Here is a 21710-nt window from a genome sequence, read left to right as displayed (position 1 = left end):
GCATGGGATCCGTGCAGAACGAGGATGAGCGTCTGCTCACCCGGGGGCAGGCGGTGATCCTGGGGGCCGCGGCCGTTCCGATGCTCGTCGTCGGTGGCCTGGGCGCCTGGGGAACGTTCACCAACATCAAGCGCCAGTTCCCCGAAGACGCGACCGCGCTCGGCGTGGTCGCCGCCGGTGAGGGCGCGACCCTCGTGCTCGCACTCGTCATGGTCGGACTGACCCTGCTGGGCCAGTCCTCCCCCACCGTCGTGCGTCTCGGGTTGTGGCTCCTGCCCGCAGTCGCGTCCGGCACCGGCGCGGTCATCGCCGACGGCACGAAGGAGGCCGTCGTCAACGCGGTCACCCCGATGGCGATGTCCGCCTCCGCAGAGGGGATCGGCCTGCTGGCCCGCCGGATCGTGGTCTACCGCACCCGCGTCGACATCGAGGCCCAGCGCCGCAACGCCGCCACCCTTCAGAAGATGGCGGTCCTGCGGGCCCTGGCCGCCAACCACCCTAAGAAGGGGGCCCGCAAGCGGGCCGAACTCGCCTCCTGGCGCTTGGCCCGCAAGGTCGGCATCGGCGACGACGCCCTGGGCGCCGGACTGGTGACCGTCCAGCGGGAACGGATGACCAGCGGCGCCGACGTCGCCCTGGCCGGTATGTTCGCCCCCGTCACGGCGGCCGTCCCGGCCCTGGCCGCGTCCGTCACGCCCGCGCTCGAACCCGGGGCAGTCCACGGTGAGTCCGTCACGCCTGCTGGGACGGACTCCGCCGCCCGGGGAACCGCCGTCGCGGCGGGAGTCACGCAGGTCAGCGCCGGTCCGGACGCTGATCCGGCACGGGCCGGGGATTCCGTCACGGACCAGGACCGTGACGGCGCCACGGCTTCCGGCACGGACTCCGTCGCGGACGCGGACGCGGGCACGGACACGGACACGGACCTGGCCGTCACGGCGGCGGAGCCGTCCCGCTCGGCCGTCACGCTTCAGGAGGTCGCGACAGTGGCGGGCGTGCCGCTTCCCGAGCGCGGCGAGCGCCTCAGCGATGCGCAACTCGTCGTCGTTCTGCGGCACCTGCGCTACCGCGAGGACCCGCCCGTCTCCTACCGCCAGGCCGTCGCGGCCTTCCGCCAGACCGGCTTCGTCGGCGGCGAGGAGCGGATCCGCCGTACCTGGGCCGGACTCATGTCCCAAGAGGAGGACGGCCTGACCGAGTCCGCCGCGACGGCGGACGCAAGCCCGGCCGACGACGAGACGGAGGTCGGCGAGGAAGACGAGGAAGAGGCCGGTCCCCGGCCCTGACAATCGTCCGGCACCACCAGTGCGCGCCCGCCCGGCCCCGGCCGGACGGGCGCGTGCTGCGACTGCCGGAAGAACCACGCAGTCCGCGGAAGCAGACCCGTCCGGCGCAGACCCGGTGAGCAACCCGGCGAGCGGCCACTCGGCCGCAGACCCGGGCCGCAGACCCGGCCGAGCCCCGGCGGCGAGCCCGCACATTCCCGACACCACGTACCAGGGGGCGCGTCGGCCCGCTTTCTCAGGGCCCGGCCGACGCACTCCCTTTCACTCCCCTGACATCTCAGGAGGCAGTTCACCATGGCCTTTTTCGGCCTGATCGGCAACGACACCCGTATGGCGGCCAGCACCTACAACGGCCGCGAGTCCGCCACCGAGCGGGCGTCCCGTCGGCGCCGTGCCGCCCACCACCGGTCCGCCGCCAAGGTGGACCGGGAGGGGCAGGCGTGGGAGGACCGCGAGCGCCGCAGCCAGGACCGCGGCGGCTGGTGGCGCACCCCGTGACCACCACCGAACCCACCACCCCCACCCCCGACCCGGCCACGGCTGCGGCCTTGCCGGAGGCGAAGACGGTCCTGGCCCGCCGCGCCCGGCGCACCCGCAGGGCCGTCAGAACGGTCCTCGGCCTGAGCCACGGCGCTGCCGCCTGCACCGGCCACCGGCCCCTGTTCGACGCGGCGGAGAACGACAACCCCTCCCCCGCGATCCGCCTCGAGGCCGCCGCCGTGTGCGCCGACTGCCCGCTGCTGCTGACGTGCGGATTCCGCGTCACCACCCGCGCCCGCGATCTGGCGCCCTCCGTCTGATCACTCCCGTCCCGGCCCCGCCCGCCACGGGTGGGGCCGTGGCCCTTCCTTTTCTCCGGGAGCTCTTCGTGTTCACCCGCTTGTTCATCCGCAGGTCCCGGCGCCTGCGGCACCTGCGCCGCCTCGCCGCCACCGCCCCGACCGCCCCCCGCACCCTCACCCGGCTCCCCCCGTACCTCACCCGGCACGACACCCCGCGGGTGCTCCTGGCGGGTGTGGGCGCGGACGAGTTGCGGGTGAGGGTCTGGCTCCACCGTGACCAGCACGGCCGTACCGACACCGCCCACACCCGCCGCAGTGTGTACCGGCCCGGGGGTGAACGGCGGTGACCACCACCCCCGAACACACCGCACCCGCGGCCGATGCCGACCACAATCCAGACGACGACTGGTGGAACGAACCGCCCAAAGACCCTGTCGGCCCGGCCGGGTGCCGCGCCGCCTGCCCCATCGCCACCAGCTGTCCCCGTACCGCCGACGACGGCGGTACGCACCCCACCTGCGCCGCCACGGACACCACCCCCGCGGCCCCGGCCGACGGCGACCCGCTCACGGAAGCCCGGGAGGACCGGCGGGGCACCGACATGACGGAGGTCGTCAGCCGCAGCGTGGAGGCCGCCGCCAGCGCCGCGTTCGGCTTCGGCTGGCTCGACCTCGTCATCGGCGCCGTTCAGCGCGGCAACGCCTCCGACGCGGACGGCAATCCGGTCGACTGGGGCCGCCTCCAGCTCAAGCGCAACGGTCTCGCGGTCCTGGTCGTCACGCTCGTTCCCCTCGGCGACCACACTGCCGCACGATGGGTCGCCCAGGCGTTGAACGAGTACCACTTCGGCGCGGTGTTCTACCCCCTGGGCACGGCTCTCGGTTTCGGCCTGCCGGTCGTCCTGGGCCAGTACGTGCCGGGCCTCACCGGCACCGTGTGCTCCGGCACGGTGAGGGCCGCCGCGTTCACCGCCCGCGCGCTGGGCCGGTTCGCCGCCTCCCGCCTCGGCTGGATCCTCACCCGCCCCCTGATCTGGGCTGCCGTCTGCGGGCTGCTCATCGTCACCTGGCGCTTCCTCGTCCACATCCTCACAGGAGCCTGACCATGGACCTTTTCGACAACGACGCCGCGAACGGCACCTTCGGGACCCTGGCCTTCGGCGTCCTCACGATCGTGCTGATCGTGGCCGGGTTCAAGTACAAGGTCCTCAGGAAGAAGAAGACCGTCGCCCTGGTCGCCATCGGCATTCTCGCGGTCACCGTCAACTCCGCCGGCCTGCTCGGCGAGATCGCCGGAGCGTTGCGCGGCGGGATGAACACCGCGGGCGAGAAGGCGGCCGCCGACCTGGCCGGTGCCCAGGTCGCCGCCAATCCCCCGACCACCCAGGTCACCCCCATCACTGCGGGCGGTGCCCTGTTCGGCCTCGCGATCCTGGTTTGGTACGGCGTCAAGATCTACGCCGCCAAGGGCAAGCCCAAGGACTGGAAAGAGATGGCCGGTGGCGCCCTGGTCGGCGTCTGCGCCGGTACGGGAGTCGGCTTCCTCGGTCTCGCCGTCGGTGCCGCCGTCATCGTCTCCAACAACGTCGGCTTCTGGCTCGTCGGCGGCTGACCCCTCACCCGGGCCTGGGCCGTGACGGTCCCCCACACCCTCGTACCCCGGGTGTGGCGGGCCGCCCCAGCCACAGCGTCTCACCGTCGCAACCGGCCCGCGCAGGGCCGGTCCCGGCCTGCCCGCGTTCCCCTACGCACTTCCCGCCCGCGCCCTTTGGAGGAATCCCGCCGTGAGCACCACCCACCACCCCCGCCCCCCGGGCGAGATGGAGCCGTACGAGGGCGAGTTCGTCTGGGCCGAACTCCTCGACGACGACCATCCCGGCCCCCGCACCGACGACAGCCAGGACCAGGAGGACGGCCCCGGACCGACCTCCCGCGGACGCCGCCCCGGCCGGAGCACCGCCCGGTACGCGGCCACCGCCGCCCGGGCCGTCCGCGGGCAGATCCTGCCCGGGGCGCGCCACGGCTGGGCCGCCACCGTGCACTGGGCCTTGCTCGCCTACATGACCGACGAGGAGATCCGGCGCCGCCTCGTCAAGAAGCACCTCGACGTCTACATCGAGCAGCGCGACGACACCCGCCACGACATCGAGCGGCTGAACAAGAAGGCCCAGAAACTCGCCCGTGACGCGGCCGACTTCGGCCTCACCCCCGAGGAATCCGCGCAGCTGCGGAGTACGAACACGGAGCTGAAGCGCCGGGCCCGCGCGGGCAAGGTCCTCGCGCAGGTCCCGTTCGACGCCCGCTTGGTGCAGCCCACCGCGGAGCAGATCAGCCGCTACCGCAGCGTCCGCTCGCTCGGCCGGTTCGCCGGGATCGTCGTCCCCGCCGGCGCGACCGCGCTCGGCCTGGTCCTCGCCGCCCCGGCTCTGGGTCTTGTCGCTCTGCCCGTCCTGGCCGGGGCCGCCTGGTGGCTCGGCCGCCACCCCCTCGCCCTCACTCCCCGGGCGCTGCCCGCCGACCTGGTCGGCCCCCGGGAACTCGAACCCCTCCCCGCCGAGAACGCCCCCGCGTCCGACCCGGGCCCGGCGGTCGGCGAGACCATTGCCGAGGAGGAGCTGCGGCCGTTCCCCGTCCGCGACGCCTCCACCGCCGAGGAAGCCGAAGAGGCGCTGCGGCGGGCGATCGTCCGCGAGGGCGGCGACATCGAAGCGGTCACCGGCGGCCGCCGCGAGCCGTGGGGCTGGTCGGCCCGGGTCAGCTTCGCGTCGGGGAGTCCCGACGACCTCAACGAGCCGAACACCTACAAAGCCCTGATCACCCTGCTCAAACTGCGCCGCAACGGGCTGCTGATCGAGGCCGACCCGGACCACGGCGACACCTGCACCGTCCGGATGATCCTCACCAACCCGTTCAGCCCGGAACTCGTCGGCCCCGTCCCCTACCGGGCCCCGCTGTCGATGTCGATCGTCGACACCGCGGACTACGGCGTGGCCATGGACGCCACCCCGCTGGCGTTCTCGATGGCCGGGCTGATGCTGCTGATGGTCGCCGACTCCGGCGGCGGGAAGTCCGGCGTCATGCTCGCCCTGGGCGAAGTGGCCACCGCCTGCCGCGACGCCGTCGTCATCAACATCGACCCCGCCGGGACCGGTATCGGCGACCTCGGACCCGCCATCGCGCTGAACGCCTGCATGGACGACGACCAGATCTGCGCCGTCCTCGAGTTCCTCCTCGAGTGGTGCTCCGCCCGCTCCCGCCAGCGCGCCGCCTACGGCTGGGGCAACAAATGGCGGGTCAGCCCCGAGCACCCCGCCGTCTGCGTCTTCCTCGACGAATGGCCCCAGCTCTTCGATACCGCCAAGAAGCTCTGGATCCGGTTCCTGCTCCTGGGCCGCAAGGAAGCCCTGTGGGGCTACGGCGGCAGCCAGTACGGCACCAAGGACTACCTCGGTGAGGCCATCGGCCCCAAGCTCTCCGCCAAGATGATCGGCGCCTCCCGCAGGGTCGACGTCACCGAGCTCCTTGGCGCCGGAGCCCTCGCCGAGGGCTACCGCGCCGACCTCATCCAGGCCGCCACCCACACCGCCGTCAACGACGCCGGACAGATCTACGCCCACGGACTGCCCGGCATGCCCAACAAACCCATGCGCTACCAAGTCCGCGAAATCAACCCCGAATACGCCCACCGCGTCGCCACCGAACGCGCCGCCGCAGGACTGCCCGACCTCACCCGCACCCTCACCGAAGCCGGACTCCTCGACACCTGGAACCAACTCCAGACACTCTGCAACACCACCCCCCAAACACCCGGCAAAGCCCGGCCCGCAGCCCCGCAGATCCTGCACCAGCTCCATGACGCATTCGTTCACGAAGGCGAACCCGAGTTCCTCGCCATCGACCAGATCCACGGCCACCTCCGCAAGAACGACCCCGAACGCTGGGGCGCATGGGACGACCGCCCAGACAGGCTCCGGATGGTCGGGAGGGCCTTGAGCAAGGCCCTCAAAGACGCGGAAGTCATCCTGGAAACCACCCGGATGCGAAGCCTCCCAGGGGAGCCGACGGGCTATCGCATCGAAGACGTCACCAACGCTTTCGATAGCTTCTCCTGACTCGTTCTTCCGCGCCCCCGACCTGCCGGTGACGTGCCGGCAACGTGCCGACGGCCTGCCGGGGCCTGCCGAACGCGGCACGTCACCGGCAGTCCGCCGGCACGTCAGAAATCGTTCTGACCTGCAACGGCGCGTCCGGCACGTCAATCCGCACCACCCCCATTTCTGGGCCCGCACCCCCCATTTCCGCGTCAGGAAGGGGGGTGCGGCCATGCCCGGCATCCGGAAGGAATCCCGTTGCGCCGTTACCTCTACCGCTGCCCCGTCTGCCGTACCACCAGCGGCGTCCGCTTCAGCCCCGCCGAGGCCGCCGCCGAGGGCGAGCACCACCGCCGCCAGCTCCACGCCGGCCACCACCCCGACGGCGAACACACCGGCGAGATCGACCGGCGCGGGCGCTGGTACGCGGACCTCGGCCCGCTCACCGCTCTCCACGCCCGCCTCGCCGACGCCTACGCAGACCTTCGCGATCCGAAAGGAACCGGCGGACGGCTCTGGGCGGCGGCCCTCGCCTGGGCCACCCTCGCCGCCTCCGGACTCACCGCCCTCCTGGCCGCCAGCGCCGCCCTCCAGCCCTGACCGGCACCCGCCGGAACAACCGCCCCCACCCCGTAGCCCCACCACCGTCTCCGGGCGGCCACACCCCGAGCTGTGGCCGCCCGCAACCCGTCCACGACCAATCGGGGTCACCGTGGAGGACCTGGCGGCCGAGTCGATCAGGGCCCGAGCAGAGCGGTGATGAGCGGTTGGTGCACTTTCGACGGGCTGCTCAGCCGCGCTTGGCCAGCGTGAAGCAGAAGAGAGTGGTGGCCACGGTGACGAAGACATCGTCGCCGACGACCGTACCGCCCCAGTCGCCCGAGGCTCCGCTGACCTCGTGGAACCAGACTTGTTCGCCGGTGCTCGCGGCGAAGGCGTACAGGCCCTTCCGGGCCGCGCACAGGATCAGGCCCCTTGCGGTGCCCAACAGCCGGAGCTCGGCGAGCATCGAGCCGGCTTCCCAGCGTGCCCTGCCGGTGCGGATGTCGAGGCCGCGCAGCACCTTGTCGTCGAGGAGGCCGACGATGGAGCCCGAGCGGACGTAACCCCGGTTTCCCCTGGCGGCGGTTCGCACCGACCAGCGGGAGTCGCCCGTCTCCGGATCAAAGGCGGCAAGCAGCCCGCTGGTGGCGCCGTTCGTCCCGGTGTTGGGGTAGCAGAACAACGTGTCACCGGCGAGGTTCAGGGTGGACGACGCGAACATCAGGGTCGAGTTGTTCGCCGCCGGGAGCCGGGTGGGTTTGTTCCACCTGGTGGTGCCGTCTGCCGGGTCAAGGGCGAGCAGGTTCCTGTCGGCGTCGAGGGCGTAGCAAACGGTCCTGCCCTCTGGAGTCGTGGAGGCGTACACGCAGGTCAGGTCCCTGGACCACACGGCACGCCCGGTGTCTTTGTCCAGCACCGAGTAACCGAACAGATTCATGACCGGGGGCCCTTTCTTCGCGTTACCCCAGGTGATCACGTCGCCTCCGGGCATGGCGCCGTCGGCGGTGTCCGTATTTCCTGCTCTCCAGCGCACTGTGCCGGATTCAATGTCTGTTGCCTGCAGATTCGACGTGCCGCTGCGGGTGATTACGAGTTCGCGGGTTAACTGGGTCAGTTCGGGTGCTTGGGCCCCGTTCGGTGCCACGGTCCACAGCGCTTTTCCGGTGCGGGCCTCGTAGGCGTGCAGTTTCCCGTCGAGCCGGATGGCATAGACATGCCGGTCGTCGGCCGCGTAGTCCTTCGCCTCGCCGCTGAGGTCCTTCCACAGCGGGCGTCCCGTGGTCCGGTCGAAGGAGGCGCAGGTGGTATTCGACGTGCACAGCACTGTGGACCCCAGCGCGCTCGGAAACATGCCGGAGTCCGGCAGGCGAGCGGTCCAGGCCAGTTCGGGCAGCGCCGACGGTCGGTCAGCGCCGGACGAGCGCAGCAGCACGGCGGCGCCCGAGCTGGCGGCAGCCGCCAGCACCGCACCTGCGATCAGCAGACGCCGACGCACCAGCGGTGGGCGCAGGTCGTGGCGCAGCGCCCGCTGCGCTTCGATCACCTGGCTCTCCACGGCGCCGAGCCAGCCCTCTCGGGCCTGCGGGGGCAGTTGTGACCGGAGTTCCTCGATGCTCGGACGCCGGGCTGGATCCTTGTCGAGGCAGGCGGTCAGGGTGTCGAGCAGTCCGGTCGGCACACCGTCCAGGGTCGGCGGTGCGTGGACGACACGGGAGAGCACTGCTCCAGCCCTGCCGGAGCCGAACGGCGGCGCACCGGTGGCCGCGTAGACGAGCACCGCGCCCAGGGCGAACACATCGCTCGCGGGGGTGATGTCACCGCCGTTGGCCTGTTCCGGTGACATGAACTCCGGTGATCCGTCGAGTCGGCTGGCGGACGACTCGTCGGCGTCGATGGCCCGGCTGATGCCGAAGTCGATAATTCTCGGCCGGTCGGACGTGAGCAGGATGTTCGACGGCTTGAGGTCGCCGTGCACTACTCCGGCATGGTGGACGGCGGCCAGTGCCTCGACCAGGCCCCCGCCGAGCATCCTCAGGGTTCCCTCTGGCAGTGGCCCGGGGTCTTTGACGGCCGCGTCGAGTGACGGGCCCGGGATGTAGGCGGTCGCGAGCCAGGGCTGCGGTGCGTCCGGGTCGGCGTCGACGACATGTGCGGTGTAGGTGGCGTTGACGGCCTGTGCCGCTGCCACCTCCGTGCGGAAGCGTGTCCGGAAGCCGGGATCGGCAGCCAGTTCGGGCCGTGCCACCTTGACCGCCACGGGGCGGAGCCGATGGGAGACCGCCAGGTAGACCTGGCCCATACCGCCACTGCCCAGCTTCCGGATCACCCGGTACGGACCGATGCGCGACGGCGTCGAGGGGGATGGGGGCGGGGTCGCATCAGGTGTCGTCACGAGGTCTGCTCCCGAGGGCATAGAGGAAGGTGCCGGATGCGGCATAGACGGTGGTGCCGGACGCCCGCAGCCACCAGTCGTTTGTCTTTTCCTGCTCGCTGGTGGGCTTCCGGATCCAGAGCACTTTGCCGTCCGCCGCCCGTAGAACGGCGAACCCGCCCTCGATCAGCGGCATGGCCACGAGGGACGAAGTGACCGCCGGGCCGTACCTGTCGTAGATCGACACGTCCCCGATCCCGCTGGAGACGTGCCATATCCTGTCCCCTGTACGCGTGTTGAGCGCGAACACTGAGTCCCCGTCGCTGAGATAAGCCCGCTCGCCGAAGGTCCTGACCGGATCAAGGGTGGTCGACTGGTTCAGCCTGGTCCACAGTCGGCGGCCGTCGGGCACGGCGAATGCCTGCAGTTTGGTGTCGGCCAGGAGCGCCACTGTGCCGTCGCTGACGACTTCCACACTCGGACCTTCGTCGAGACCTGGGTCGACCGACCATTGGGTCCTGCCCGAGCGCAGGTCGAAGCAGTGCAGGTCGTGGCCGCCGGCTTCGGAGACGAGGCACCGGTCGCCGACGATGCAGGCGTTCGCCATGCTGCCCTTGCGTGACCACAGCGTTCGCCCCGATGCCAGGTCAACGGCGCGTACCGCCACACCGTCGGTGGTGGAAGTAATCAAGGCAACCGACGAGGTGGCTGCGAGCACGTCGGTGATGTACATGTCGTCGGTGACCGGGTGGACAAACTTGGCTCGCCCCGAGACGTCCATGCCGATCAGGTAGGTGCGGCGGCCGCCACTGACGGTGGCGAACAACGTCGATCCGTGCACCCCAAGCCATCGGGGGCGGTCGTCCAAGGCGTCGGACGGCAGCTGAGGCCGGGCCGTCCAGAGCGGTTTCCCGGTCCTCCGGTCGTAACCCTTCGCATTCTTCTGGTCCCAGAGCACCAAGGTGTCCCCGGCAAGCCCAAGGCCCGGCCGGAAGCCGGCGCTCACCACGGCTGGCGTCTCCCATACCGGCGCCGGGCTCTTGGGGGCCGACGCGTCGGGCCGCACCGTGCTCTTTCCGTCGGGTCCCCGGGCGGCACGTAGCCCGAGCAGTGCCGCCGCGCCGGCTGCCACGACAGTGCCCCCTCCGGCCACCCACAGGACGTGCCGCCGACGCAGCCGGCGTGCGGCGTCAGCGGCTGGCAACGGCAGGGCAGGGGCGGCGTTCAGCACGGTCGCGTGCTGCTCCCGGCGCGCCAGGTCCTGCCTCAGCTCTGGTGTGAACAGGACGGAGGTGTCGTGGAAGGCCAGGTCCCTGATGACCTCCCCGGGTTGGGGACGCCCTGCAGGATCCCTGCCCAGGCATCTCTCGACGAGCTGCCTCAGGGACCCGGGCACACCGTCGAGGTCCGGCACCGTCTCCGCCGTCCGGGAGAACACTGCCGCGGTGTGTGAACCGAAGGGACCGTGGCCGGTCAGCGCATAGACCAGGACGGCAGCCAGGGAGAAGACGTCAGCCGGTGGGCCCGGTCTGCCGGCGGACTCGAACTGCTCGGGTGCCATGTAGCCGCTCGTTCCTAGCGCCTGGCCCGCCCTGGTGATATATGCCGGTTCCTCCAGGGCGCTGATGCCGAAGTCGATGACGAGGGGCCGGGGCGAGGCCATCAGAACGTTGTCCGGTTTGATGTCGCGGTGGACGATGCTGGCCTCGTGGATCTCCTGGAGCGCCTGGGCAAGACAGGTGCCCAGGGCGCGCACCGCCGGTTCGGACAGCACCCCGAAGCGGTTCACGACCTCAGCCAGGGACGGCGCCGGCACATAGCGGGCCGCCAGCCAGGGGCGTTCCGCGTCGGCGTCCGCGTCGAGGATCGGTGAGGTGAAGTTCCCGCTCACCCTCTTGGCGGCTCTGGTCTCGAAGTGGAAGCGCGCCCGGAAGTCCGGGTCGTCTGCGTACTCGGGGCGGATGACTTTGAGGGCGACCAGATGAGATCTGGTGGAGCGGGCCAGGAAGACCTGCCCCATACCGCCTTCGCCGAGCAGCTGGAAGACCTCGTGTCCGCTGATGCGCCCCGGGAGACGCAGCAGCCCGGGCGGTGGGGCGTGGGATCGCTGCGAGGGCGCGGGGGCCCTCCAGGCGTCGGGGGATGAACGGGCGCCCGAGGGCTGCGGGTCCGCCTCGGGAGGCGTCCCGTCGGGCGGATGTGTCCCGCCGGGAGGAGGTGTCCGCGTCTCGGCCATGGCGGCGTCAGGTGAGCGAGCCGAGTACGTCGCGTGCGGCGTCCTTCACATACTGCTCGGTCTGCTGTTCGGACAGGCCAGAGTCCGCCCCATAGGTGTACGCGACGGTGAACGTGGCATTGCTCTCGTTCACCACGAGTGTGGAATTCCGTAAGGAGAACGGCTCCTTGTCGGCTGCGTGGATCAGATGTGCCATACCCCCGATGCCGTCGACCGCACGGGAGCCGGTAATGGTCTGCACGTCCTTGAGACTGGTGAGGGCCGACTCCTTATCCATGTCGTAGTTCGACTTCGCACCCGAACCGATTCTGAGGCTGATGCGTAGTGTCGAACCGGAATCCGACTCCCATCTCGGCATCCTGAGGAAGCCCCCTGCCCCTTCCCCGCTAAACTGTGACGGAGTGCACTTCGCCGCAGGCAGGATCTTCGCCAGGGTGTCCGGCTTGACCAGTTGGCACTCCTCGGGCGCCGCCTTGAACGTCTTCTCCTTCGCCACCTGCGTCGGATTCTGGGTGGCCACCGACTCTGGGGTCCCGTGGTCATCGCCGCCCAGGACCCCGACCAGCACACCGCAGACAGCCACGGCGACGACCAGTGCGCCGCCCCCGACGAGCCAGGGCCGGGCCGAACCGCCCGGTCCGCGCGGGGTGGCGTCCGGGGGCGCGGGGTCCGACCAGGACGAGGCGGGCGGCTGGAGCGGCCGGGCAGGCGCGGGCGGCCCGGCCTGTCCACTGTCTGTCCGGTCGTCACTCACCAGTCAACTCCAAGTTCTCCGCGCGGTCCATTGCCCCGTCAGAGAGGGCTCCGATCGCGGTGAGAGGGGGAGAGCACCGACGGTCCGGTGTCCTTCGTCCAAAGCCGGGTACTTCCCCAGCGCTGTCAGGGCGAAAACTCCAAACCCGTACGCGCGCTGAGTCTGACCAGGATGTGGCTGGCCCACCGGGTGCGCTCCGCCACGCAGAAGTCCAGCGCTTCAAGTGCCCTGCTGCCGGCTGCTTCGGCGTCCGCGCCGTCGTCCGCGGCCAGCCTTTTGATCCTCTCGGTGGCCTGGCGAAAAGCGGCGAACGCGGAGTTGGTCTGCGGCTCGCCCATGCCAAGGCTGGTCAGTTCCGCAGTACGTAGGCGCAGCTCGTCCGAGCAGTCGGCGACATCTTTGTCGAACTGCTGCACGTCCAGGGTGGCTTCCCTTGCGGCTTGGTGTGCTCTGCGCAGCAGGTCGAGCCACCGGTCGGCGGCCGCACGCGCGTTGACGTAGCAGGCGATACCGTACGCGGCCCTGTCCTCACCGCGTACGGTGTTCTCCCGCCGCTCCTGCCGCCGTTCCAGGTGAAGCGGCCCGAGGTAGGTCAGGACAGAGCCCAGCACCGTTCCACCAGCGCCGCAGAGCACGCCTAAGAGTGCGGTGTCCATATGCACCTCGTTGTGTCGAGTCCTTGTGACTGCGCTCCATGCCGACAGTGCGAGCCGTGCACAAGTGCGTCACCCCCAGCGACCGTGCTCCTTCGGTGAGTCGGTCAAGGCTCAGTATGTCACCGGCCACCCGGAGCGCCGAGGGGGAAGAACACGCGGAAGGCGAGTAGTTGCCGTACCACGGGTGGTGGGGCCGGCGGGAAGGGGAGTGTAAAAGTAACGGCGGATCTGACGATCAAGGAAGAGACGGCCCAGGCTGCGTCGGCCAGGTGGTCGACGTTGGTGTACTCGCCGTGAGGAGTGAACCTCCGGAGTAGCAGCGGGCGGTGTCCACCCGACGCTGGACTGAACGTCGGACAGCGCCGCTGCAGGTGATCAGGAACGTGCGGGCGGCCAGGCCCGCCGACCCGGTGGACCAGCGCGACACAGCCGCGCAGGGCGTGGCGGACCACTCAACCAGCACTCCGTGGCAGACATGTACACCACGCAAACGGGCAGCTCAGGCACCACAATCACCCGCTGAGCTGCCCATAAGCCAGTCCTGGCGCGGCTGGCTCCTCCTGCACGCGGGCCTGCAGACCGACCGGACCGCCCTGCGCCGGCCGCTGGTCGCCTGCACGGTCCGCGGCCGAGAGCTGCCGACCGGCGCCGTGATCGGCGTCGCCCGCCTCACCGGCTGCCACCACGACCCGCCCGGCGCCCCTGCCTGCACCGAGTTCGCGGAGCCCGGCCAGTGGCACCTGGAGCTCACCGACGTCCAGGCCCTCGCGCTGCCGATCCCCGCGCGCGGGCAGCTCGGCGCCTGGAAGCCCACCGACGACCTGATCTCCCAGGTCCTCCAGCAACTCCCGGGCCTGCGGCCATGACCGACCACGCCCTCGCCTACCCCGAGCCGCCCGCCTCGCCTCTCTGGCACCGCCACGGCGCGCGTCCCAGGCCGCTCACCCCCGCACAGCAGCGGCACAACCGCGAGCTCCTGGTGCTCGCCCAGCACACCACCCGACCCCGACCCCGGCGCACCACCAACACCTGCACGGAGGACAGCCGATGAACCCCCGAACCCACCACCTGGCCATCGACGGCTACGTGGACGCCATCCCGGCCGCCGGCACCAGCTGGGGCACCGCGGTGTTCGACCTCATCCACTCCCCCGCCGACGCGGACACCGCCGCGCCCGACGCCCCGGACACCGTCTACGCCTGCACCACCGGCGACCTTCTCCGCTTCACCGGCACCGTCGTCCACCCCGACCACCCACGTGCCCCGGCCCGCTTCACCGTCGACGCCCTGGAAGTCCTGGAAGCCGCCCCGGTACTCCAGTTCCACGACCTCGTCCTGGAGCGGTACGGCACCTACGTCGTCGTCCTCGACGCCGACCGCGACGCCGTACCGGTGTTCACCATCTCCGGCCAGTGGGTCGGCCTGGCAGAGCACCCCGACGCGATCGGCACCCTCATCGACACCTTCGAGAACGACACCAGCCGATAGCCGACCACCGCGCACTCCACCACCTGAGCGCAGCGCCCGCCCCCGGCCGGGCGCTGCGCTCCGCGTGATCCGCACGCCTCTCACCACCGAGCAGGAGGCTCACCCTTGCGCCCGATCCGTCTCACGTCGTTCGGCTACCTGCACCTGCCCACCGGCCCGGACGGCTCACCCGTCCCGCCCGCCGCCGACCGGATCGAAGACGTCCGCGACCGGCTCCGCGACCCGGCCGCCGCCCGCGACCGGCTCCGCGACCCGGCCGCCGCCCGCGACATCCTCGACCTCGACGGCCTCAACCCCCGCGTCCAGGACGTCGTCCTCAACACACCCGGCGCCCGCGAGCTGCTCGCCAACCTCGCGGCCTACGCAGCCCTGCCCGCCGGCCCCAGCCACATCGCCATCGGCTGTGCGGGACACAAGTACCAACTGATGCGCGAGGCTCCCGGGGCGCGGTCAGGGCCCCTTTGCGCTCTCGCGGGGGTCGATGGTTGTGATCTGCTCAACGAAGCGCCGTACCTGTTCCTCGACGGGCTCCTGCGCAGACACGGACATGGCGTGCCAGCGGTGCGTACCGCGTTCGTCGAACTTGCCGGTGACGAAGTGCATGACGACTTCAGCTGACTCCCCCCGCTCTTGCACACTGATGCCGTGCATGAACGGCTGGCAGTCCCACCGTCCGTACCAGTCGGTTACGGCGATCCGGTGTGCCAGTAGACGGGCCGCCGCGTCCACGGGCTCCTCCCAGCTGTGGTCAGCTACGACCCGAGCCAGTTCGGCGTCGTACTGCGCAGCGTCGAAGTGGACCTCGGGAGGGAGAGGGACCCGGATGTCGTTGGTGTTCTTCCAGCTGACCCACTCGACGTGATCGCCACGACGCTGGATGGTGACGAACACTCCTCCACAGCAACCGGTGTCGCAGTCGTTGTTCGACAGCTCGACACGGCGGGGTTCGCGGGCTGCCCACAGCGGCCACGTCTCCGATGAACCGAACCACTTCTGCTGGTAGCAGCTTGAATCGCCGTCCGGATGTATCTCCTCCAGCACGTCCCTGCCGTCGATCAAAGGACGTATTCCCGCCCCTTTCATGATCGCCTGCGGATGCGGAAGGACAGGATGGAGAGCAAGGACGCTCACCGGCACAAAGTGTTCCATGCCGACCATAATCCCTGATCGGAAGCGCAAGACAGGATCCACGTCGGCACTGCGCAGTGAGCCGACAACCCTACACCCAGACCCGCCACGCCCAGCAGGACCACGACCGGCTCACCGCCGAACTGGCCGGCAGGGAGACCACCCTCGTGCCCGGCCACCGCGTCTCCGCGCGGGTCGGGCCGTTCGACGTCAGAGACCACCAGCTGTTCGCCGACCCGTACGACACCGACATCACCGCGCTTCTGGCCGACGCTCTCGCGGTCCGTTGAGAGACGGACGACCGGAGACCCATCCCGCTCCCCCCTCAGGAGAGTTCATGGCTCAGGCCCGGATCATCGCCGCTATCGCCACCCGCAAGGGCACCCGCAAATACAACTGCGACGCCGCCCGCATCCACCAACTTCCCGGCACCGGCACGGTCGCCGCCGTCATCGTGGACGGCATCGGCAACACCCCGAAGAAGGCCGCGTTCTCCCGCCTCGCCGCCGAATGCATCGCCCGCGTGTCCGCCCGCCGCGACCCCCTGCTCGGCATCCTTCACGGCGCCGCCCTCAACACAGCGCCCCCCGGAACCCTGATCCCGGACGACGGGGTCGCCGCCGTCGCCGTCGCCGCCCCGAACAGGCGCACCGCCATCGCCTGGACCGGAGACGCCCTCATCTCCGGCTGGACCGGCGAGAAGCTCGTACGGCGCTCCACCCTCCAGACCATGGGCACCTGGCTGCGCGCCTGGGGCGGGACCGCTGTCACACTCCACCCCTCGGAGGGCCCCGACGAGACGGTCTCAGTGGACCGGGGCGCCCTGGTACTGGACGACCTCGCACGCTCAACGCTGGGAAGGTGCAGCATCGACACCGTCCCCCTCTGCTTCGTAGAAGACCCGGTCCTGATCCTCACGAGCGACGGCGCCCACGGCCAGATCCCCCACCAGCTCATGGAAGACCTGGCCCGCGAGCACGCCGACACGCCCCGCGCCCTGGCGGACGCGATCGTCGCCGCCGCCGAACCGGACAAGACCGGCTACCGGGACGACGCCACCGCCATCGTGATGAAGACCAGGACGTAGCTGCACGCCCGACCCCATCTCGGAGGCCGGAGCCTGGTGGTTGACGCCCATCCGAACGCTGAAGGCCCGGCTCCCCTGATCGGAGGGGAGCCGGGCCTTTCTGCGTTTCCAGGGGTTACCGCACACCGCGCAGCCTCGTTTCCAATGGAAACGAAGGCCGAAGACCGACCCTGAAGGGTTGGCGTTTCCAATGGAAACGCTAGTCTCGGCCCGTACTTCCAACCGTAGTCCTGGAGACCTGATGGCAGGCGCACTTCCGCGGCCCAAGCGTAAAAGCACCAAGTCCAAGCCCGAAGTGGCTCCCGAAGAAGTCCTGTACACCGACACGGACCGCAGCGGGGACACCCTGGACCTGGAGCTGTCGTCCCTGTGCCCCAACCCCTTCAACAGGCGGGTAAAGCAGGGCGTCCCGGAGCTCGCCGCCACTATCAACCAGGTCGGCCTGCTGCAGAGCATCGCCCACATCCGGGCCGACGTCTGGCTGGAGACCTACCCGGAGACCAGGGACCAGATCACGGCCCCGAACGTGATTCTCTTCGGAGAACACCGCTGGCTCGCCTGCCGGGAACTCGGCTGGGAGACCATCCCGAGCGTGCTGCGCGACGACAAGGTCGACGACGCGCGCCTCATCACCCTGATCGAGAACCTGCGCCGCGCACAGCTCAGCCCCCTGGAAGAAGCCGAGCACTATCAGGCCCTGCGCGATACCGGCCTCTCCTACGAGGACATCGCGGAGAAGGTCGGCGAGACGGCCAACGGAGCCGTCTCCAAGGGCACGGTCTGGAAGCGGATCAAGCTCCTCCAACTCGCTCCCCCAGTGCAGGAGGCGCTGAGGGACGGCACGCTCAAGGTCAGCGCAGCCGAGAAGGCACAGCAGTTGGACCACACGGACCAAGAGGACTACCTCGGTCTCGTGCGCGGCGGCACTCATCCGACGGAGGCACAGGCCCAGATCCTTGCCCGGCAGCGGCAGGACGAGCCTCCGGAGCCAGCTGCCGTTTCCACTGGAAACGGCGACGCGAACACAACGGCTGAAGGCCCCGCGACCGTTTCCACTGGAAACGACACATCGGCCGCCCCGCCCGCCCCGCGAAAGCCGAAGCAGGCAGCCAAGCAGCCCTCGGCAAAGGACAAGGGCGATACCGACCGCCGTACGGCAGCAGCAGCCCGTGAAGCGGCATGCCGGGCCCTGCTCAAGTCCACCGATGTGACCGACTCGGCGAACAGCGATCTCGTGCTCTCCGTCCTGACGGCCGCGATGCTCGCGCCCCCGCAGCAGTCCGCCGCCCAGCAAAGGGCCTACACCTGGCTCAAGGAGACCGGCCAACACGGCCTGGACGCCACCGACGCCGCCACCTACTTCGCCGCCATACAGGATTCGGACGACCCGACCGCGCAGCGCCTCGCCGCATTCGCCGCCGCTCTGGCCTCCGCCGAAATCCGGACGGCCGCCCGTCGGCAATCCTGGGGCAGCCGTGAGTGCAACCACGTCCGCCTCCTCCAGGAGCACGCGGACTACCAGCCGCAGACCGACTGGGAGAAGGCAGAACTCGGGCTCGTCGCCGCAGGAGACTCCCAATGACCACCACTGGCACCGTCGACCCCCGCTTCCGCCCCAATCGCCGGAACTGGCCCCTTATCTGGGCATACATCATCGAGTGCGGCGGGTCGACCAAGTCCACCAGCGCCACCTCCATGGCGGTCACCGCAGCCCTGCGCGGATACCCCGGCGTCTTCTTCGACCTGGACAGCAACATGTCGTCGACGACTGTCCTCGGCTACGACGAGACCGCCCTCAAGGGCATGAAGACCGCGATCGACCTGCTCTACGGCAGGGCCACCCTGGACGAAGTCGCAGTACCCGCGCGCTACCGCATCGGCGACGGCGATGACCCCGAAGAGGACTTCGCCCCCATCCCGAACCTGCGCGTCGTACCCAGCAGCCCCACCATGGCCGGTGCAGACCTCGCCATCGCGGAGGACGCAGACCGCAACGACTGGTTCGCCGAGATCCTGCGCTCCTACGAGGGCGACGACACGGTCTTCTACCTGGACTTCCCTGCGAGCTACGGCAAGATGCCCTACTCAGTACTTCGCATGCTCGACGAAGAAGACTCCGTCATCCCGTCGATCAAGGCCGACCCCAAAGACGTCAAGCTCGTCAAGCGACTCACCGAAGAGCTGGAACGCGTCCGGGACAAAAACCGCGGCCGCCGGTCCGTCCCCGGCAGGCCCACCCTCAACCATCTACTCCTCACCGGCACGCCCACACCGACCTACAACGAAGCAGCAGCCCGGCGAGCCACGGCCGCAGCCGAGGCGATGTACGGCTCCGTCCTCCTGCCCTACGTCCGGTACTCGGCCGATGCCAAGAAGCTCTACGAGGACGAGGTCCCCCTTCCGATCCTCCTGCCCAACTCCGTACCCTCCGTCGACTACCGAAAGGTCATGACGCACCTCGGCTTCACCGATCAGGCAACCTGAGCGTTTCCACTGGAAACGGCGGCGGCCCTCACCTCTCGGTGAGGGCCGCCGCTGCGTATGTATGCAGTTCCCCAGTTGCTGGGGCAGCGAGGCACCGCTTAGTGCGCCCCGCGTCCAGATATCACGGCCACAGGGCCTTGAGCCAGTCCGGAGGGTTCGAGAGGAACCTGTCGACCAGACGGGCGGTGATCGATCGAGCGGCGCCCTCGGCAGCGCCCTGCGCCACGGCGGCAGGGAGCCCGGCCCTGATGGCGGAGCGAGGCGGAGCGGGCGCGGAGGCAGGCGGCTGGACAGGATCGGGCGCGTTGTCCCGGGACATGATGCTGCTCCCTTGTGAGCAGAGAGAAACGAGGACAGCGAACACCGGCAACGGTGTCGTCCGCGTAGGTACGCCGCGCGGTCGGCGGTGCTGCTCGACTCTCTGCTGAGAGCGTCCGCGTAGGTTCGCCGCGCGGTCGACGGGTCCTGCTCGCTCCCCATCTGGGGAGCGTCCCTGCACGGGTAGGTACGGCCCTTGCCCAGGGTGGCCGTTCCAGCGTAGCCGTGAACGGCGATTTTGTTCCCCGGGTTGTCCGATGGCGGAGGGCTGGTTCTTCTTCCGCCACCCTGCCGCATTCCCGGAACAGGGCCCGTGCGCACGGGCCCGGGCCGCAATCCGGGGAAATGCTGGCCGCCACCTGAGCGGCGGGGGAGAAGCACCCGGAATCCGCCATGGAACCGTCCCTACAATCCCACCTACACTTTCCCCTACAGTCCCCCCTACAGTGACCCTTGTTGCTGGTCGGAAGTCCGCGCAGGTCAGAGGCCCATTTCTGCCCGAACCTCCGTACCGGCCGACCCGCATTCCCGTGATGGCCGGGTCGAGGAGAACTCTGAAAGGGGACGGAACCTGATGGCGAACCAGCAGGTCTGGCGCTATAAGTCGACGCAGCGGGCGCGAGGGCTGGTTCTGCTCGCGCTCGGCGTCGTGAAGGTCGCGACTGCTGGGCAGCTGCGCCAGCTCGTCCTGCCAGGGACCGCGGATGAGCAGACGGTCCGCAACGCCTGCAAGGACCTGAGAGACGCCGGGCTCACGGAGTCCGTCGGCCGGACCTTCCGACCCGGCCGCACCGGAAAGCCGGTGGCGCAGGACCTGTGGAATCTGACCCCGGCAGGGCTCGCTGCCGCCGCATCGGAACTCGGGCGGCCCCTGACGGAAATGGGCAGCACCGCACGGGACGCGGCGAAGGCCGGCGCTCCGCACGCTCTCGCCGTCACGGACACAATCGACGCCGTACGGCAGGCGCCGCCCCGGCCGACGAAACCGGTCGCCCGCCACACTGCACCTGCACCCCGGCGGGAACTGCCCGTCCGTCCCCAGGGACTGGGCCACCTCAGAGGCTGGTCGATAGAGGTTGCTCTCCCCACCCACGGAACCTTCACCACACCCGCGAAGGGCTCGCTCCACACAGACGCGGTCCTGACCGCGCCCGAGGGCGGCGTGCCGCTCCTCTTCGTCGAGGTCGACAACTACAGCGAGCCTGCAGCCGCCGTAGCCAGAAAGATCGCGGACTATCGCCAGTTCTTCCGCCGCCGAGTCGCCGACCCCGGCGGCCGGAACATCCCCATGTGGTCGACCCTATGGCCCGCACCCGATCTCATCAGCCACCCACCTCTAGCCCTCGTGTTCGCCAAGGACATACCGGAGGCAGTGCTGCAGCGCCGTATCGACGCGGTCCGAGACGCGGCACGCGAACACTGGGCCGCACCGCAGACCAGGTCCAAGGCAAGAGCCGTAGAGGCGCGAGAGGAAGAAGGCCCGCGCGACTACACGGACGTCGTCCCGGTTGTGACCACGACCCTCGCCCTCCTGACCAAATACGGCCCCCACGGCCCGGTGTGGACACGCTTCGGCCGTACCCACCCCGAGTCCCTCACCAGCGCGCTGGCCCACCGCAACACCATGAATGACGACCTCGCCCGCACTGACCGCAGGCACACCGGACCGAGGGCTGAAACAGAGGGCAGCACCGGAGAGTCGCCGACCGGCGCACGGGACCACGGCGCAGGAGGCAGATCGACGGACCGTACGCCGGACTGGGCTTGCCCGTCATGCAGCGCGACCACTAATCCTGCAGCGCCAGGCTTGGACGGATACACGCCTGCGCCCGGCGAACGGTGCCCGCGCTGCGAGACGATTCACCGTGAACTTGTCCAGCAACGCGAACAGACCGGGATACTCGCTCGCCTCCGCGTACGATCCCCGGCATGAGACCCCGTCGCCGCCCCCTGGGGCCCGGCCCCATCTCCCAGTCCGCCGCGGACCGCCAGGAGCACGAAGACGACGCCCGTACGGTACCCCGCATCCAGGCTGCTGAAGCCGACCTTGATGTCGGGCCGCTGTACCGGCCCGTCATCGAGATCGCCGACCTCCGGGCCCGGGGCGTCCTCGGCCCGCACCAGCCCTCGGCGGCACCGAGCAGAACCCACCGCAGACTCCGCGCCGACGACTGAAACCAGTCGGCCTGGACGGCCATCGTGGCGTTGCTGCCCGTGATGCGAGAGGCCCCGTCCGCGTGGTGAGGGCGGGCGGGGCCACTGATGCGCAGAGGCCTACGGCGCCGTCGTCCAGGTGACGTTCGTCGTCGTGCACCCGGCCGCGATCTGCCGCAGCCGCCGCTGTTCATCGGTGTCGATCGACAGTCCCCAGCGGAGTTTGGTGGCCAGCCACTCCGAGGTGTAGCGGCAGATCGCGCCGGAGGACGGCGGGAGCCATTCGGCCGGGTCCTGGTCGGACTTGGAGCGGTTGGACGCGGCGGTGACGGC

The 21710-nt window shown here is 70.0% G+C and carries 23 protein-coding genes and 1 pseudogene; 17 read left to right on the top strand and 7 right to left on the bottom strand.

Translation table 11 applies throughout. The features are described from left to right. Positions 1–2 precede the first annotated feature (2 nt). The 8 genes from ABZ714_RS26565 to ABZ714_RS26530 all read left to right on the top strand — a co-directional run bounded on the left by ABZ714_RS26565 (position 3) and on the right by ABZ714_RS26530 (position 6758). On the top strand, positions 3–1286 hold the full coding sequence (locus ABZ714_RS26565) for a hypothetical protein (protein WP_358827857.1): 1284 nt from the start codon (positions 3–5) through the stop codon (positions 1284–1286). Between the two features lie 294 nt (positions 1287–1580). After that, a complete protein-coding gene (locus ABZ714_RS26560) occupies positions 1581–1784 on the top strand; it encodes a hypothetical protein (protein ID WP_358827856.1) in 204 nt (67 codons plus the stop codon). Next, the gene (locus tag ABZ714_RS26555) at positions 1781–2086 is read left to right on the top strand and encodes a hypothetical protein (RefSeq protein ID WP_358827855.1); all 306 of its coding nucleotides are present in this window, start codon (positions 1781–1783) and stop codon (positions 2084–2086) included. Before ABZ714_RS26560 ends, ABZ714_RS26555 begins: the two co-directional genes overlap by 4 nt. A gap of 68 nt (positions 2087–2154) precedes the next feature. Next, positions 2155–2415 carry a hypothetical protein gene (locus tag ABZ714_RS26550; protein ID WP_358827854.1) on the top strand — a complete coding sequence of 87 codons (261 nt, stop codon included), beginning with the start codon at positions 2155–2157 and terminating at the stop codon, positions 2413–2415. Further along, positions 2412–3170 (top strand): hypothetical protein, encoded by a 759-nt coding sequence (locus ABZ714_RS26545; protein ID WP_358827853.1) that lies wholly within the window; start codon positions 2412–2414, stop codon positions 3168–3170. Before ABZ714_RS26550 ends, ABZ714_RS26545 begins: the two co-directional genes overlap by 4 nt. 2 nt (positions 3171–3172) lie before the next feature. Continuing rightward, on the top strand, positions 3173–3679 hold the full coding sequence (locus tag ABZ714_RS26540; RefSeq protein ID WP_358827852.1) for a hypothetical protein: 507 nt from the start codon (positions 3173–3175) through the stop codon (positions 3677–3679). A gap of 172 nt (positions 3680–3851) precedes the next feature. Continuing rightward, a complete protein-coding gene (locus ABZ714_RS26535; RefSeq protein ID WP_358827851.1) occupies positions 3852–6179 on the top strand; it encodes a hypothetical protein in 2328 nt (775 codons plus the stop codon). Between the two features lie 237 nt (positions 6180–6416). Continuing rightward, a complete protein-coding gene (locus ABZ714_RS26530; protein ID WP_358827850.1) occupies positions 6417–6758 on the top strand; it encodes a hypothetical protein in 342 nt (113 codons plus the stop codon). A gap of 190 nt (positions 6759–6948) precedes the next feature. On the opposite strand, the gene ABZ714_RS26525 is transcribed toward ABZ714_RS26530, so the two are convergent. From ABZ714_RS26525 to ABZ714_RS26510, 4 genes are all read right to left on the bottom strand, one after another. Then, a complete protein-coding gene (locus ABZ714_RS26525; RefSeq protein ID WP_358827849.1) occupies positions 6949–9093 on the bottom strand; it encodes a PQQ-binding-like beta-propeller repeat protein in 2145 nt (714 codons plus the stop codon). Then, positions 9080–11308: a PQQ-binding-like beta-propeller repeat protein gene (locus ABZ714_RS26520; protein WP_358827848.1), complete on the bottom strand. Its 2229-nt coding sequence runs from the start codon at positions 11306–11308 to the stop codon at positions 9080–9082. The genes ABZ714_RS26525 and ABZ714_RS26520 overlap by 14 nt, the downstream gene beginning before the upstream one ends. Positions 11309–11315: 7 nt before the next feature. After that, positions 11316–12062, bottom strand: coding sequence for a hypothetical protein (locus ABZ714_RS26515; RefSeq protein ID WP_358827847.1), 747 nt, complete (start codon positions 12060–12062; stop codon positions 11316–11318). 125 nt (positions 12063–12187) lie between these two features. Further along, positions 12188–12718, bottom strand: coding sequence for a hypothetical protein (locus ABZ714_RS26510; RefSeq protein WP_358827846.1), 531 nt, complete (start codon positions 12716–12718; stop codon positions 12188–12190). Between the two features lie 371 nt (positions 12719–13089). Here ABZ714_RS26510 and ABZ714_RS26505 point away from each other — a divergent pair, with 371 nt between their 5' ends. From ABZ714_RS26505 to ABZ714_RS26495, 3 genes are read left to right on the top strand one after another with little or no spacing between them, the layout of a single operon-like run. Beyond that, the gene (locus ABZ714_RS26505) at positions 13090–13584 is read left to right on the top strand and encodes a hypothetical protein (RefSeq protein WP_358827845.1); all 495 of its coding nucleotides are present in this window, start codon (positions 13090–13092) and stop codon (positions 13582–13584) included. Then, positions 13581–13769, top strand: a complete 189-nt coding sequence (locus ABZ714_RS26500; protein ID WP_358827844.1) for a hypothetical protein — start codon at positions 13581–13583, stop codon at positions 13767–13769. The genes ABZ714_RS26505 and ABZ714_RS26500 overlap by 4 nt, the downstream gene beginning before the upstream one ends. Beyond that, positions 13766–14206 (top strand): hypothetical protein, encoded by a 441-nt coding sequence (locus ABZ714_RS26495; RefSeq protein ID WP_358827843.1) that lies wholly within the window; start codon positions 13766–13768, stop codon positions 14204–14206. Before ABZ714_RS26500 ends, ABZ714_RS26495 begins: the two co-directional genes overlap by 4 nt. Before the next feature lie 165 nt (positions 14207–14371). Here ABZ714_RS26495 and ABZ714_RS26490 read toward each other — a convergent pair whose 3' ends face one another. Both ABZ714_RS26490 and ABZ714_RS26485 read right to left on the bottom strand, forming a co-directional pair. Beyond that, a complete protein-coding gene (locus tag ABZ714_RS26490; RefSeq protein ID WP_358827842.1) occupies positions 14372–14596 on the bottom strand; it encodes a hypothetical protein in 225 nt (74 codons plus the stop codon). 60 nt (positions 14597–14656) lie between these two features. Then, positions 14657–15355, bottom strand: coding sequence for a hypothetical protein (locus ABZ714_RS26485; RefSeq protein WP_358827841.1), 699 nt, complete (start codon positions 15353–15355; stop codon positions 14657–14659). A gap of 56 nt (positions 15356–15411) precedes the next feature. Between ABZ714_RS26485 and ABZ714_RS26480 the strand changes: the two genes are divergently transcribed. From ABZ714_RS26480 to ABZ714_RS26455, 6 genes are all read left to right on the top strand, one after another. Beyond that, positions 15412–15624, top strand: coding sequence for a hypothetical protein (locus tag ABZ714_RS26480; protein ID WP_358827840.1), 213 nt, complete (start codon positions 15412–15414; stop codon positions 15622–15624). Positions 15625–15671: 47 nt separating this feature from the next. Continuing rightward, positions 15672–16421 carry a hypothetical protein gene (locus tag ABZ714_RS26475; RefSeq protein WP_358827839.1) on the top strand — a complete coding sequence of 250 codons (750 nt, stop codon included), beginning with the start codon at positions 15672–15674 and terminating at the stop codon, positions 16419–16421. Positions 16422–16662: 241 nt separating this feature from the next. Further along, the gene (locus tag ABZ714_RS26470) at positions 16663–18003 is read left to right on the top strand and encodes a ParB/RepB/Spo0J family partition protein (protein WP_358827838.1); all 1341 of its coding nucleotides are present in this window, start codon (positions 16663–16665) and stop codon (positions 18001–18003) included. Then, positions 18000–18905 carry a ParA family protein gene (locus ABZ714_RS26465; RefSeq protein WP_358827837.1) on the top strand — a complete coding sequence of 302 codons (906 nt, stop codon included), beginning with the start codon at positions 18000–18002 and terminating at the stop codon, positions 18903–18905. The genes ABZ714_RS26470 and ABZ714_RS26465 overlap by 4 nt, the downstream gene beginning before the upstream one ends. Before the next feature lie 892 nt (positions 18906–19797). Continuing rightward, positions 19798–21156 (top strand): replication-relaxation family protein, encoded by a 1359-nt coding sequence (locus ABZ714_RS26460; protein ID WP_358827836.1) that lies wholly within the window; start codon positions 19798–19800, stop codon positions 21154–21156. Continuing rightward, on the top strand, positions 21153–21398 hold the full coding sequence (locus ABZ714_RS26455) for a hypothetical protein (RefSeq protein WP_358827835.1): 246 nt from the start codon (positions 21153–21155) through the stop codon (positions 21396–21398). The genes ABZ714_RS26460 and ABZ714_RS26455 overlap by 4 nt, the downstream gene beginning before the upstream one ends. Before the next feature lie 99 nt (positions 21399–21497). Here the strand turns inward: ABZ714_RS26455 and ABZ714_RS26450 are convergent. After that, positions 21498–21710 (bottom strand): annotated as a pseudogene (locus ABZ714_RS26450) (HNH endonuclease); the annotation flags it as partial.

This window comes from Streptomyces sp. NPDC006798 (genome assembly GCF_040635975.1).
Classification (GTDB): Bacteria; Actinomycetota; Actinomycetes; order Streptomycetales; family Streptomycetaceae; genus Streptomyces.
This window is presented reverse-complemented; position numbering and strand designations above follow the sequence as displayed.